The 14,285-nt window shown below is 54.6% G+C and carries 14 protein-coding genes; 7 read left to right on the forward strand and 7 right to left on the reverse strand.

Annotated features, from left to right (window positions below; genetic code table 11):
* Positions 1-77: 77 nt before the first annotated feature.
* The gene (locus ABD827_RS05070; RefSeq protein WP_298722711.1) at positions 78-671 is read right to left on the reverse strand and encodes an FMN-dependent NADH-azoreductase; all 594 of its coding nucleotides are present in this window, start codon (positions 669-671) and stop codon (positions 78-80) included.
* A gap of 679 nt (positions 672-1,350) precedes the next feature.
* Between ABD827_RS05070 and ABD827_RS05075 the strand changes: the two genes are divergently transcribed.
* Genes ABD827_RS05075 through ABD827_RS05085 form a run of 3 tightly spaced genes read left to right on the forward strand, consistent with a single transcriptional unit; the run spans position 1,351 to position 6,107 of the window.
* Entirely contained in the window at positions 1,351-3,273 is a 1,923-nt protein-coding gene (locus tag ABD827_RS05075) for a PrkA family serine protein kinase (RefSeq protein ID WP_298722713.1), read from the forward strand.
* Between the two features lie 22 nt (positions 3,274-3,295).
* A complete protein-coding gene (locus ABD827_RS05080; RefSeq protein WP_298722715.1) occupies positions 3,296-4,564 on the forward strand; it encodes a YeaH/YhbH family protein in 1,269 nt (422 codons plus the stop codon).
* Between the two features lie 7 nt (positions 4,565-4,571).
* A complete protein-coding gene (locus ABD827_RS05085) occupies positions 4,572-6,107 on the forward strand; it encodes a SpoVR family protein (RefSeq protein ID WP_344962941.1) in 1,536 nt (511 codons plus the stop codon).
* Between the two features lie 59 nt (positions 6,108-6,166).
* Here ABD827_RS05085 and fadR read toward each other — a convergent pair whose 3' ends face one another.
* Positions 6,167-6,880 (reverse strand): fatty acid metabolism transcriptional regulator FadR, encoded by a 714-nt coding sequence (gene fadR, locus ABD827_RS05090; RefSeq protein ID WP_298722720.1) that lies wholly within the window; start codon positions 6,878-6,880, stop codon positions 6,167-6,169.
* A 122-nt stretch (positions 6,881-7,002) separates the two neighbouring features.
* Between fadR and dsbB the strand changes: the two genes are divergently transcribed.
* Entirely contained in the window at positions 7,003-7,524 is a 522-nt protein-coding gene (gene dsbB, locus ABD827_RS05095) for a disulfide bond formation protein DsbB (RefSeq protein ID WP_344962943.1), read from the forward strand.
* A gap of 336 nt (positions 7,525-7,860) precedes the next feature.
* On the opposite strand, the gene ABD827_RS05100 is transcribed toward dsbB, so the two are convergent.
* The 3 genes from ABD827_RS05100 to ABD827_RS05110 are packed head-to-tail and all read right to left on the reverse strand — an operon-like array spanning position 7,861 to position 9,283.
* Positions 7,861-8,295: a YcgN family cysteine cluster protein gene (locus tag ABD827_RS05100; RefSeq protein ID WP_344962945.1), complete on the reverse strand. Its 435-nt coding sequence runs from the start codon at positions 8,293-8,295 to the stop codon at positions 7,861-7,863.
* Positions 8,296-8,299: 4 nt separating this feature from the next.
* Positions 8,300-8,962: a fumarylacetoacetate hydrolase family protein gene (locus tag ABD827_RS05105; RefSeq protein ID WP_298722729.1), complete on the reverse strand. Its 663-nt coding sequence runs from the start codon at positions 8,960-8,962 to the stop codon at positions 8,300-8,302.
* A 39-nt stretch (positions 8,963-9,001) separates the two neighbouring features.
* Entirely contained in the window at positions 9,002-9,283 is a 282-nt protein-coding gene (locus tag ABD827_RS05110; RefSeq protein ID WP_344962947.1) for a YcgL domain-containing protein, read from the reverse strand.
* Between the two features lie 105 nt (positions 9,284-9,388).
* Between ABD827_RS05110 and minC the strand changes: the two genes are divergently transcribed.
* From minC to minE, 3 genes are read left to right on the forward strand one after another with little or no spacing between them, the layout of a single operon-like run.
* Positions 9,389-10,072 carry a septum site-determining protein MinC gene (gene minC / locus ABD827_RS05115; RefSeq protein ID WP_344962949.1) on the forward strand — a complete coding sequence of 228 codons (684 nt, stop codon included), beginning with the start codon at positions 9,389-9,391 and terminating at the stop codon, positions 10,070-10,072.
* Positions 10,073-10,095: 23 nt separating this feature from the next.
* Entirely contained in the window at positions 10,096-10,908 is an 813-nt protein-coding gene (gene minD / locus ABD827_RS05120; RefSeq protein WP_298722737.1) for a septum site-determining protein MinD, read from the forward strand.
* A 3-nt stretch (positions 10,909-10,911) separates the two neighbouring features.
* Positions 10,912-11,196 carry a cell division topological specificity factor MinE gene (minE, locus tag ABD827_RS05125; RefSeq protein WP_298722740.1) on the forward strand — a complete coding sequence of 95 codons (285 nt, stop codon included), beginning with the start codon at positions 10,912-10,914 and terminating at the stop codon, positions 11,194-11,196.
* A 39-nt stretch (positions 11,197-11,235) separates the two neighbouring features.
* Here the strand turns inward: minE and rnd are convergent, their stop codons facing one another.
* Together rnd and fadD are read right to left on the reverse strand one after the other, a co-directional pair.
* Positions 11,236-12,330: a ribonuclease D gene (gene rnd / locus ABD827_RS05130; RefSeq protein WP_298722743.1), complete on the reverse strand. Its 1,095-nt coding sequence runs from the start codon at positions 12,328-12,330 to the stop codon at positions 11,236-11,238.
* 56 nt (positions 12,331-12,386) lie between these two features.
* Positions 12,387-14,096 carry a long-chain-fatty-acid--CoA ligase FadD gene (gene fadD, locus ABD827_RS05135; protein WP_344962951.1) on the reverse strand — a complete coding sequence of 570 codons (1,710 nt, stop codon included), beginning with the start codon at positions 14,094-14,096 and terminating at the stop codon, positions 12,387-12,389.
* Between the last annotated feature and the right edge of the window lie 189 nt (positions 14,097-14,285).

Here is a 14,285-nt window from a genome sequence, read left to right on the forward strand (position 1 = left end):
CAACTTCGATATTAATCAACAAGGTTAGCAATCATTACGCACAGCCCGGTTGGTAAGCGACCGCTTTCCGACCATGCTCAGACGGTTGCTACCAAGGCGTCCAGCTGGTTCCGCGCATGCTTCAAACCGGCTTGCTGCGCTTCTTCTCCCATGCCCTGGGCCTCTGCATAAACGAACTCGACCTCATCGATACCGATAAAGCCCAGCACGGTGCGCAGATAAGGCGTGACCATATCATGAGGACTGTCTTTATGTCTGCCACCGCTGGTGGTCACCACCACCGCCTTTTTGCCGGTAAGCAGCCCTTGGGGCCCCTGCTCGGTATAACGAAAGGTCACCCCCGCACGACAGATAAGGTCAATCCAGGCCTTGAGCTGAACCGGAATATGAAAGTTATACATGGGAGCGGCAATCACCAGGGTATCGGCCCTCTTCAGTTCCTCCACCAACCGATCCGACAGCGCCAGCACTGCCTGTTGCTGTTCATTCAGGGGGGCTCCGCCACGCAGTGCCGAGGCGCCAGCACCGTCCAGCATCGGCAGCGGCTCTGCGGCCAGATCACGTAACAGAGTACCCTCGTTGCCCATGCGTTCAACCATATAATCAATCAATTTTGATGATTGCGAGTATTCACCCAAAATGCTGGATTTCAGTACCAATGTCGTCGTCATACGAACCCTTCCGTGTAATAAATTCATGAAGTATCAGCTAATTGCCATCACAACGCAGCGCGCATGCAGGCTGTGTCGTTACTGTAAGGCAGGCGAGACGGGAGAGAAATCGGAAATTAACGCACAAGACTATCAATTTTTTTGAATGAAAGAAAAGAGCGCGCGACAAGTTACGTAAACGTAATGAGGGTGAGGCTACAGATGTTCAGAAAAAAGAAAACCCTCGCAAGCGAGGGTCAAACAAACGGAAACGTGCTTAAACAGAGCTACACATAACACCTGACAAGATGCTCACTTGTAGTGAAGCAAATAACCAAGCCTTAATGCGTGTTCAATCTAACCGGACAAAAATGTGAAGTCAACGTAAAAAATGATAATACCCGCAATTGCACAGCAAACAAACACAAGTCAGACGATTACGTAAAGGTAAGCTTGTAAGTGCCTCACAGATAGATTCAATCGGGTATGAATTGAAGTCTCTCTATTTTCTGACAAAAGCGACCTTGCTCCAGGCCCCGTTCAACACGGTGGGCATCACAAAATCTTCGACATTTCTGGACGTTACACATGCGTAATAAGAAAATACTGACTAACCTTTCATCAAGGGAATGAAATATGTGTGCGCAAGGCTCTTTCTTATGTGGTGAACGTCAGAGCCGGTATTTATGGGGGATAAACCATGGGAATATTCGAGCATTACCAATCGCGCTACGAGAAGGCAAAAGAAGAGGAATACGGCCTGCTGGAATTCCTGGACATGTGTCGGGAAGACAAGGCCTGTTACGCTTCGGCCTCCGAGCGCCTGCTAATGGCCATCGGCGAGCCGGAAATGATCGACACCGCTCAGGTGCCAAGATTCAGCCGGCTCTTCTCTAACCGGGTGATTGCCCGCTACCCGGCTTTCGCCGAATTTTACGGCATGGAAGAAAGCATTGAGCAGATTGTTTCCTATCTGAAGCACGCCGCTCAGGGGCTGGAAGAAAAGAAACAGATACTGTATCTGCTGGGGCCGGTGGGCGGCGGTAAGTCATCGCTGGCCGAGTGCCTCAAGGGACTGATGCAGAAGGTGCCTATCTATCGGCTCAAGGGCTCTCCGGTCAACGACCATCCTTTCTGCCTGTTCGATGCCGCAGAAGACGGCCCCATGCTGGAGCAGGAATACGGCATTCCACGCCGCTATCTGCGGCCCATTATGTCGCCCTGGGCGGTGAAACGGCTGCATGAATACGGCGGTGACATCTCCCGCTTCAAGGTAGAAAAGGTCTATCCTTCGGTGCTCGACCAGATTGCGGTCGCCAAAACCGAGCCGGGTGATGACAACAACCAGGACATTTCATCTCTGGTCGGCAAGGTCGACATCCGCAAACTGGAGCATTATGCCCAGGATGATGCCGACGCCTACTCCTACTCCGGCGCCCTCTGTAAGGCCAACCAGGGCATGATGGAATTCGTGGAGATGTTCAAGGCGCCCATCAAGGTGCTGCACCCACTGCTGACCGCCACCCAGGAAGGTAACTATAACGGTACCGAGGGACTCTCTGCCCTGCCCTTCGAAGGCATTATTCTGGCTCACTCCAACGAGTCCGAATGGCAGCACTTCAAACACAACAGAAATAACGAGGCCTTTCTCGATCGGGTGTATATCGTCAAGGTGCCTTACTGCCTGCGGGTCACCGAAGAGGTGGATATCTATCAGAAGCTGCTTGCCAACAGTGAGCTGTCTCACGCCAAGTGTGCTCCCGGCACCCTGGAGACCCTGGGTCAGTTCACCGTGCTGTCACGTCTGAAAGAGCCCGAAAACTCCAGCCTGTATTCCAAGATGCGCGTCTATGATGGCGAAAGCCTGAAAGACACGGATCCCAAGGCCAAGTCGTATCAGGAGTATCGGGACTACGCCGGGGTAGACGAAGGCATGAACGGTCTCTCGACCCGTTTCGCCTTCAAGATACTGTCGCGGGTGTTCAACTTCGACCACGCCGAAGTCGCCGCCAACCCGGTACACCTGTTCTATGTACTGGAACAGCAGATAGAGCGGGAACAGTTTCCCCAGGAAGTGCACGACCGTTACCTGGAGTTCATCAAGGGTTATCTGATCCCCAAGTACGTGGAGTTTATCGGCAAGGAGATTCAAACCGCCTATCTGGAGTCCTACTCCGAATACGGTCAGAACATCTTCGACCGTTACGTCATTTACGCCGACTTCTGGATTCAGGATCAGGAGTACCGGGATCCGGAAACCGGCCAGCTGTTTGACCGTTCGGCGCTTAATGCGGAACTGGAAAAGATAGAGAAGCCCGCCGGCATCAGCAACCCCAAGGATTTTCGCAACGAAATCGTCAACTTCGTGCTGCGGGCCCGGGCCAACAATGCCGGTAAAAATCCCAACTGGACCAGTTACGAGAAGCTCAGAACCGTTATCGAGAAGAAAATGTTCTCCAACACCGAAGAGTTGCTGCCGGTCATTTCCTTCAATTCCAAGACCAGTGCCGACGAGCAGAAAAAGCACGACGACTTTGTCGCCCGGATGATGGAAAAAGGCTATACCCGCAAACAGGTGCGACTGCTGTCTGAATGGTACCTGCGGGTACGCAAGTCAACTTAACAAGATAAGCGTTGGGGGAACTATGGCGCATTTTATCGATAGACGACTAAATGGCCGCAACAAAAGCGCTGTTAACCGGCAGCGCTTTATCCGCCGCTACCAACAACAACTGAAAAAAGCGGTGTCGGACGCGGTACTCAAACGCAGCATTCAGGATATCGATCAGGGGGAAAGTGTTTCCATTCCTACCCGGGATATATCCGAGCCGGTGTTTCATCAGGGCAAGGGCGGTCACCGGGATCAGGTGCACCCGGGCAATGATCAGTTTGTCACCGGCGACCGGGTCGATCGCCCTGCCGGTGGTGGTAGTGGCGGCAGCGGCCAGGGCGATGCCAGTAATCAGGGCGAAGGCGAAGACGATTTCGTCTTCCAGATCTCCAAGGAAGAATATCTGGACTTGCTGTTCGATGGTCTCGAGCTGCCGAACCTGGAAAAAAACAAGCTCAACAAGATAAGCGAAATGAAAACCTTCCGCGCCGGCTACACCGCAGACGGGGTGCCGGCCAACATCAACATAGTACGATCTCTGCGCCAGTCTCTGGCTCGGCGCATGGCGCTGCAGGTAGGCAAGAAGAAAACCGTCGCCGAACTGGAACAGGAGCTGCTTGAACTCGGCAAGCATCCAGCCGAAAACTATGCTCGCATACAGGATATAGAGGCACAGATCGTCGAGCTTAAACGGCGCATCGCGGCGGTGCCCTTTATCGACACCTTCGATCTGCGCTTCAACAACTTTGTACAGCGCCCCATTCCTTCGACTCAGGCGGTCATGTTTTGCCTGATGGATGTCTCGGGCTCCATGGATCAGGCCACCAAGGACATGGCCAAACGCTTTTATCTGTTGCTCTATCTGTTCCTGACCCGTACCTATAAAAATGTGGAGGTGGTATTTATTCGCCACCATACCCAGGCCAAGGAAGTGGACGAACAGGAGTTTTTCTACTCTCAGGAAACCGGGGGCACCATTGTCTCCAGCGCCCTGCAGCTGATGAAAGAAGTCATGGCGGCCCGCTATCCTCCGGATCAATGGAACATCTATGCGGCACAGGCATCCGATGGTGATAACTGGGCCGATGACTCTCCGCTATGCAAACAGTTGCTGCAAGAGGACATCATGTCTTTTGTGCGTTACTACGCCTACATAGAAATCACCAACCGGGCACACCAGACACTCTGGCACGAATACGAGTCCATCGCCCGTCAGTTCCCCAACTTTGCCATGGAGCATATACGTGCGGTAGAAGACATTTATCCCGTATTCAGGGAACTGTTCAAGAAACAAGCGGCATGAGGTAACTATGTCTAAAACAACCACCTCTGAAGCAATGACCACTATTCATCCGCTCAGTGACGGCCCCGACTGGAGTTTTGAGCTACTCGAGGACTATCACAAGGAAATAGCCCGTATTGCCGAGAATTATGGCCTGAGCACCTATCCCAACCAGATAGAGATCATCACCGGTGAGCAGATGATGGACGCCTACTCCAGCATCGGCATGCCCATTGGTTATCATCACTGGTCCTACGGTAAAAAATTCATTCAGACCGAACAGCATTACAAGCGTGGTCAGATGGGCCTGGCCTATGAAATCGTCATCAACTCCAACCCTTGTATCGCCTATCTGATGGAAGAGAACACCATGCCGATGCAGGCTCTGGTCATCGCCCATGCCTGCTATGGTCATAACTCTTTCTTCAAGAACAACTACCTGTTCACGACCTGGACCGACGCCGAGTCCATTATCGACTATCTGCTGTTCTCGAAACATTACATTACCGAATGCGAAGAGAAATATGGTGTTGCCGAGGTCGAGTCCATCCTCGACAGCTGTCATGCACTGATGAACTACGGGGTGGACAGATACAAACGGCCACAGAAACTGTCTCTGGCCGAAGAACGCCGGCGGCAGAAGGCGCGCGAAGCCTATCTGCAAACCCAGGTCAACGAGCTGTGGAAAACCCTACCCCGAATGGACGATGCCAAGCAGGAAAAGAAACGCCGTTATCCCGAAGAGCCGGAAGAAAACATTCTGTACTTTATCGAGAAACACGCCCCCCTGCTCGAGCCCTGGCAGCGGGAAATCGTGCGCATCGTGCGCAAGATAAGCCAGTATTTCTATCCCCAGAAGCAGACTCAGGTGATGAACGAAGGCTGGGCGACCTTCTGGCACTACACCATCACTCAACATATGTACGACGAGGGGCTGGTGACCGACCGCTTCATCATGGAAGTACTGCACAACCATACCAACGTCATCTATCAGCCGTCTTATAACAGCAAATATTATTCCGGCATCAACCCCTATGCCCTGGGCTTTGCCATGTTTCAGGACTTGCGCCGTATCTGCGAGCACCCCACCGACGAAGACCGGGCCTGGTTTCCGGATATCGCCGGATCCGAGTGGGTAAAGACCCTGCACTTTGCCATGGAGAACTTCAAGGACGAGAGCTTTATCAGCCAGTTTTTGTCACCCAAGGTGATGCGCGATCTCCATCTGTTCGCGGTGGCCGATGACGATACCCGTAATTATCTGGAAATTTCGGCCATACATGATGAACAGGGCTATCGCCAGCTGCGTCAGACCCTGTCAAATCAGTATAATCTGTCCAACCTCGAGCCCAACATTCAGGTCCATAACGTGGAAGTAAAGGGCGATCGCTCTCTCACTCTGCGCCACGTACCGCATAACCGTATTCCACTGGCAGATTCGCATCACCAGGTGCTGAAACACGTGCATCGTCTGTGGGGCTTTAATGTGGTACTCGAGCAGGAAGAAGCGGACGGTAGCGCCAGCATCATAGGCCGCTGCCCGGAACGACCACTCACCGAATAAAAAAACGCCTCCGAAAGGAGGCGTTTTTTAGCGGTGCTGTCTCTATCGATGCGTGCCTATCAGTGTTGTGCCAGGGTATCCGGTAAATGCTCACGCATATCCAGCCACAACCGACCCGAATTCTTACCATAATCCCGTACCAGCTCGGCCACCTCATCAAGGTTGCCGCTGGCTGCTAGCCCGGAAAGCGCGCGATAATATTCCGCCGCCAGCCGGCGTGCCGCCGGTTGTGAAAAATAGTGGCGCCCCACCCGACAGTACAATCCCTTGAAACCATTAAGAATCAGGGCATAGATAGGATTGCCGGAAGCAAAGGCCAGCTGATGATGCAGTTCATAATCATAGGCGGCAAAGGCCTCTGCCTCATCGGCCAGCTGTTCCAGCTCGGCGATGACGGCCATCACCCGTTCGGGATCATTTTTTACCGCACCACGAATGAAAATGCTGCTGATATGTGTGCGGGCAGACAACAGATGGTCAATCAATTCAGGCATCTTGTCTTCATCGAGGCGAGCCAGGGTTTCCAGTATGTTGAGACTCGACGTTTCCCAGAAGTTATTTACCCGGGTTGGCTTACCGTGCTGTATGGTCAGCCAACCGTCGCGCGCCAGCCGTTGCAGCACCTCACGCAGGGTGGTGCGAGTCACTCCTATCAACTCCGATAATTCCCGCTCGGCGGGCAGGATGGAGCCTGGGGGAAAGTGACTGTTCCAGATGGATTCTATGATATATTGTTCTGCAAAATTAGCTGGGCTTTGTGCCTTGATGACCATGAAACCACTCTGTTAAATTTGTTATGGCAGGCAGGATTAATGGTCGATAATAACAGAGCTGACCAGTTTGTCACAAGCCCAACCCAGCCAACCGTCCCCACCCCGAACGCCATGAGGAATCGATGCTGTACGCTTTTTCACGCACCCGACTTGCCTGGGGTCTGCTGACCTTTACCGCCACCGCGTTATTGCTGACGGCGCTGTTTTTCCAGTATGTGCAGGAACTGTATCCCTGTGTGATGTGTGTCTATCAAAGGGCCGCGCTGGCCGGGGTGATACTGGCAGGCATACTCGGCTGGCTGGCGCCACGCAATGGATGGGTAAGCGGGGTTGCCCTGGTGGCCTGGCTGGCGGCGGCAGCCAAGGGATTCTGGCTGGCAAAAGTCCATGTGGGTTATCAACTCAACCCTTCTCCCTTCAACCAGTGCTCCAGTTTCGCCGAGTTTCCGGGCTGGCTGGCGCTGGATCGCTGGTGGCCGGCCCTGTTTCATCCCACGGGAGACTGTGCCGATGCTTCCTGGGCCTGGCTGGGCTTGAGCATGCCCCAGTGGCTGATGGGTATTTTCGCCCTGCTGGCCGCACTGGCGGTGTTATTTATCATTATTCGGATAGCCGGCGTGAGGCGTGATTTGGCTGCTCTGTAAAGGTCGGATAAAGGGTCAGCTCCTCCGACACGCCGTGAATACCTCCATGTAGGCTCCGCCGCGCCATCCTTGGCGCGGAGGGTCGGCTGAGCAGCTCCCTTTATCCTCCTTGATACTGCAGAGTCGTCAGTCGGCGCCGTCTGCAGGTAACTCGGAGCTCCGAAAGAGGCAACAGAGGCGGCCTCCCACGACCGTGAAATGCCAAGGACGGCATTTCCGAGCCCCCAGGGATGGGTTTATGGCGTGTCGTGGGAGGCGGCTGTGTTACCTCTGGTACCGCAAGCCTCAATATGATCAGATACTTAATAGATTAGTATTAGCGCTTAAAGCTCGTTGTTAACTGGCCCAGGTAATGATGTGGTCTTCCCAGTTTCCGGCCTTGGACTCCGGCACCACCTTGCCGCGTACCGACTGGCCGGCCTTGTGCATGGCGCTCTTGGAGCCGGTGCGCAATGGGTGCCAGGACGGCAACGACTGGCCTTCTGCCAGCAAACGGTAGGCACAGGTGGACGGTAGCCAGAAATAATCGTCCAGTTTGTCCCGGGTAATCTTCAGACAATCCGGCACCTTGGCGAAGCGATTGGCATAATCGCTACAGGCACAGCTGTGCGTGTTCAACAGCTCGCAAGCCACATTGGTATGCACCAGCTCGTCGGTGTCTTCATCAATCAGCTTGTTGAGGCAACATTTGCCGCAGCCGTCGCACAAGGCTTCCCATTCCCCGTCGGACATCTCCTCCAGAGACTTGGTATACCAGAAATCGGCCTGCATAAATTTATCCTGCTACTTTGGCACTGAATCGGTACTGACCGTCCAGTTGCATATCGAGTTCATCCAGCGGTTTGAGTTCGGCTACGCCCTTGGGAGTGCCGGTCAGTACCACATCGCCGGGATTAAGGGTAAAGCAACGGCTCATCTGGGCCAGCAGCTCACCAATAGACCACATCATCATGGCGGTATTACCATTTTGCCGCGGCTCACCATTGACCTGTAAAGAGAAATCAAGCCGCTGCAAGTCGTTGAGTACCTCGGGCAGAGCAAAGGGAGTAACAGGGCAACTACCATCGAAGGCCTTGGCCCGCTCCCAGGGATGCCCCTGAGCCTTAAGCTTGTCCTGCACATCGCGCAGGGTCAAATCCAGCGCCAGGCCCACACCGGCAACCGCTTCCAGCGCGTGCCCGGGTTCGACATGGCACAAACGACGACCAATCAACAACGCCACTTCCAACTCATGATGCACGGCGCCCAGCCCCTTGGGCAGCAACAGAGGCGCGTCCAGCCCGGTCAGGCTGGTAGATGGCTTGATGAATAACAGTGGTTCTTCGGGTACGGGATTGTTGAGCTCCGCCGCATGATCCTGATAACTGCGGCCCACACATACCACTTTACCTACCGCATAGGGCAACGGTTGCCCCTGTAAGTCCATATGTTGATACATAAGAGGCTCCTTGCTGATACGCAGCGTGTTGAAGAGGATTCAGGCGGAAGGATCTGCCTGAGATGCCCGGTGTTGTTTAAGCAAATTTTCCGGCGGTGGTGGTAATTGAAGGTAATACCCCTGGGTCTGTAACGCCAGCCTGACCTTGGTCAAATCAGCCTGCGCCAGGTGAGTCTTTGTTGCCAGGTTGATGATCATGGCGAGCCTGGGCGTACCGAAGGTATCCAGTAGAGGGGACGGTACGCGAGAGAAGTCGTCGCGCCGCTCGACAAAAAGATAAGTCTCTGCCTTTTTGGGGCTTTTATACACTACACACAACATGGAAATTGCTATAATCCGTCGGGTTTATTGCCAGTTAAGATGGCAAACTATAACATCAGCACGACCAATAACAAAAAGGATTGAATCCTCGGGGGAAAGCCGCTTATGGCGGAGCATGGCATCGAATTGAAAGGCAGTAACTTTACCCTGTCGGTTGTGCATATGGCCGATGGCGATATTCAGCAGGTAAAGCGACAGCTGGAAGAAAAAATTGCACTGGCACCGGCGTTCTTTCGCGCCGCACCGCTGGTTATCAATATAGAAAAGTTGTCACAGACACCCGACTTCACGGCACTGGCCGATGCGCTCAAGGCACTGGATCTGGTGCCGGTGGGCATTACCGGCGCCAAAGATGATGCGACCCGCAACGCCGCCAGGGCCGCGGGCCTGGCGGTGGTCAGCACCGGTAAAATTCCGACACAGCAAGACGCTCCCGCAGCCCCGGCCGCCACGATTAACCAGCCCGGAACCAAGGTTCACCGCGGCCCGGTACGCTCCGGCCAGCAGGTTTATGCTGCCAATGGTTCACTGGTGATTCTGGGCTCGGTCAGTAACGGCGCCGAAGTCATCGCCGATGAGAGCATTCATATTTACGGTCAGCTGCGGGGCCGGGCTGTGGCCGGTGCCAAGGGCAGCGAGTCGGCACGCATTTATTGCCAGCAGTTAATGGCCGAGCTGATCTCTGTTGCCGGTCATTATCAACTCAGTGATGGATTACAGGGTGATAACTGGGAACAACCAGTCACTATTTCTCTGGCGGGCGAACAGTTAAAGTTCGATCGCCTCTAATTTTACGAGCTTAGGAACACACTATGGCACGAATTATCGTCGTCACATCCGGGAAAGGAGGCGTGGGTAAAACCACCTCCAGTGCAGCCATCAGTACCGGCCTGGCCAGTCTCGGTCATAAAACCGTGGTGGTTGATTTTGATATCGGCTTACGCAACCTGGATTTGATCATGGGCTGCGAACGTCGCGTGGTATACGACTTTGTTAACGTGATTAACGGTGACGCCAATCTCAATCAGGCACTGATCCGGGATAAGCGGGTAGAACAGCTCTATATTCTGCCCGCTTCCCAGACCCGGGACAAAGATGCCCTCACCCGGGAAGGAGTAGAAAAAATCCTCAACGACCTGGCCGACATGGGTTTCGAGTACATTATCTGCGACTCGCCCGCCGGCATCGAAACCGGGGCGCTGATGGCACTGTATTTTGCCGATGAAGCCGTCGTCACCACCAACCCGGAAGTATCCTCGGTACGGGATTCCGATCGTATTCTGGGTATTCTGTCGTCCAAATCACGCCGGGCCGAGCAAGGGTTGGAGCCGATTAAAGAACACCTGCTGCTGACCCGCTATTCTCCCGAGCGTGTCAGTCGTGGCGACATGCTGAGCGTGCATGACGTACAGGAAATTCTGGCCATCCCCCTGCTGGGTGTCATCCCCGAGTCCCAGGCCGTGCTCAAGGCATCCAACGCCGGTGAGCCGGTGATTCTGGATGGCGAATCCGATGCCGCTCTGGCTTATGCCGACACCGTCGCCCGCCTGCTGGGTGAAGAACGCTCCTTCCGTTTCCTCGATGAAGAGAAGAAGGGATTTTTTAGCCGACTTTTTGGGAGTTAACCCATGTCTCTACTGGACTATTTTCGTTCAAAAAAGACCCAAACCAGCGCCAAGCTCGCAAAAGAGCGCCTGCAGATCATTGTTGCCCACGAACGTAGCCAGCGGGACACCCCGGATTATCTACCGCAAATGCAACAGGATATTCTGGAGGTGATTCGTAAATATGTGGACATCGATATCGATCAGATTTCGGTACAGCTCGACCAGAAAGGCGATCACTTGTCGGTACTGGAGCTCAACATCATGTTCCCCGATATGGACGAAAAAGCAGAAAAACCGGTCGCATAGTAAAAGTCAGGGGCGAGCCTGTTCGCCCCCTTTTATGCATTACAGCTGTGATGCAAGCAGTTCTCCACGCCAGCCTTGCAACAGGATCGGCGTCATGTCCTTACTTTCTTCCAGCCGCCATTTCCAACTCAGATACTGATGGATCAATCGCTTCGATGCGATGAGTTCCGCCGGTATTTCGGCCTGCTCTCCGGCATGATCCACAATGGCCTTGATTCGCTTGAGCTCCGCCTTGTAGCCGGGATAATCCACCAGTCGCTGCACCGGCTCCGGCCAGTGGTCGGGCGCATCCAGCGCCTGCCGTACCAGCGCCAGCAAGGTGTCGCCATGACGTTTGATTTCCATGGGTTCCAGCCCCAGCCGGTTCAAATCGGCCAGACTCTGTGGCGCCCGCTCTGCCACGCGAAACAGATTGGCCTCCTTCACCACAAAGTTGACCGCCAGATCCCGACGGCGCGCCTCGGTCAGCCGCCACTGACACAACCGCTGCAAGATACCCAGCGCCTGCCTGTCCAGGGTCCAGGCATTCTTGATATCCAGGTAGGCAAGCGCAGGAGCCACGCTCTCGCTGCGTCGCTTTACGGCTCGAGCGCATTCCTGCTCGAACCAGTCGGTCAGCCCCTTCTGTTGCAGCTGTTGCATCAGCTTTTGATACACAGGATAGAGATAAATCACATCGTCGGCCGCGTAGCTGAGCTGTGCGCTCGACAAGGGCCGAGCCAGCCAGTCGGTACGTGCATGGGCCTTGTCCAGGCTCACACCGAGCAGCTTCTCGACCAGGGGGGCAAAGCCAAGCTGGGTACCATAGCCCAGAAAGGCGGCCGCCAGCTGGGTATCGTGTACCCGGGCCGGCAAGGCGCCACTTTGATGCTGGAACAGCTCCAGATCCTCTCCCCCGGCATGCAGCACACACAGGCGTTCGGGATCGTGCAACAGGCGCCACAAGGGCGACAGATCAGATACCGCGACCGGATCGATCAGCGCCGTCTGCTTGCCGTCAAACAGTTGGTAGAGACCCGGTTTGGCATAGAAGGTACGGGTGCGAACAAATTCGGTATCCAACGCCAGCAAGGTGGCGTCTGTGGCACAGAAATCGGCCAGGGTCTGGTTATCGGTGATCAGTGTATAAGTCATGGGCACTCTGCGTTGGCGGCAAAAACAAAAAGACCCCGGTCGCCCGGGGTCTTGGCTCAGGAAGCCTCGTCTCTCAGCTCCCGGCGCAGTATTTTACCGACATTGGTTTTGGGCAATTCGTCGCGAAATTCTATCACCTTAGGCACCTTATAGGCAGTCAGATATTGGCGACAATGGCTGATCAGCGTTTTTTCATCCAGACTGGCGCCCGGCTTTTTCACCACCACCAGTTTGACCACTTCGCCGCTGTCCCGATGAGATACCCCCACCGCCGCCGCCTCAAGTACCCCGGCATGCTGCATAACCACTTCTTCAATTTCATTGGGAAACACATTGAAGCCGGACACCAGTATCATGTCTTTCTTGCGATCCACTATGTTCAGAAAGCCCTGCTCGTCGATGGTGGCAATATCGCCGGTACGTAACCAGCCGTCATGAAAGGTGTTGTCATCTTCGTCACGCGGCCCCCAGTAACCGCTCATCACCTGAGGGCCCTTCACTTCCATCTCGCCCGGTGTGTGGGTCAGGTGAATTTCTTCGTCGTTATCGTCGACCAGTCGCACCTCGGTGGAGCACACCGGCAAGCCGATGGATCCGTTATACCCGTCCATGTCATAGGGGCAAACGGTCACCAGCGGTGAGCATTCGGTCAGGCCATACCCCTCGAGCAAACGGCTGCCGGTAATGGCCTGCCACTGCTCGGCCACCGCACGCTGTACCGCCATGCCACCGCCGATGGTCAGCTTCAGACTCCTGAACTCATGCGCCTGAAAATCCGCATTGTTCACCAGCGCATTGAACAGGGTGTTTACTCCGGTGATGCAGGTGAAGTCAACCCCCTTGAGCTCCCGTACGAAGCCCGGAATATCACGCGGGTTGGTGATCAGCAGATTGTGGGCGCCGAGGCGAAAAAACAGCAAGCCGTTTACCGTCAGCGCAAACACATGATAGAGCGGCAGCGCGGTTACCACCGTTTCCTGGCCCTTGTTCAATACCGGGCCATACACACCCAGGCACTGCTCTACGTTGGCCAGCATATTGCGGTGGCTGAGCATGGCGCCCTTGGAACGCCCGGTGGTACCGCCGGTATATTGCAAAAAGGCCAGGGTGTCGCCATCGAGCTCGGGTCGGGTATAAGGCAGGTCTTTGCCCTGATTCAGCGCCGTCTGATAAGGAATGGCATTCGGTAATGTAAAATCGGGCACCAGCTTCTTGATGTGCCTGACCACCAGATTGACCAGAGTCCCCTTCACCAGCCCCAGATGATCGCCCATCCGGGTCAGGATCACCTGTTTCACCTGTGTATCTTCAAGCACCTCGCTCAGGGTATGAGCAAAGTTTTCCACAATCACTATGGTGGTGGCCCCGGCATCATTGAGCTGATGCTTCAGCTCGCGGGCGGTATAAAGCGGATTGACGTTCACCACCACCATGCCGGCACGCAGCGCACCAAACAGACAGACCGGATACTGCAACAGATTTGGCATCATCAGCGCGATGCGCTCACCCGGCGCCAGTTTGAGCCCTTGTTGCAGATAGGCGGCAAAATCCCGGGACAGGCTATCCAGATCTCGATAAGTGAGGGTCTTGCCAAAGTTACTGTAGGCCGGCAAGTCGGCAAACTCGCTCACCCCCTGTTCAAACATCTCCAGCAGCGAGCCGAATTTATCGGCGTCAATTTCGGCGGGTACGTCCGCCGGATAACGATCCAGCCAGGGCTTGCCGGAAAAAGGCGTCGGCTGGCGGTCAGACAGAGTATGTTCCATGTCAGTCTCCTGGACAGAGCGGGAAAGCCGGGTACCCGTTACATGAGTGCGCGCAACTTAAAGTATTTGCTCTAAAAAACTATCTGCAGCGACTGACCAATGCAACATAAAAGTAACCACTTTGTGATGAGCTATCGTTACCGCCGCCGATAATGCCACAGCCGCAAACAACGGCGATTATTGCGCCGG

The organism is Oceanisphaera sediminis, assembly GCF_039539745.1.
Classification (GTDB): domain Bacteria; phylum Pseudomonadota; class Gammaproteobacteria; order Enterobacterales; family Aeromonadaceae; genus Oceanimonas; species Oceanimonas sediminis.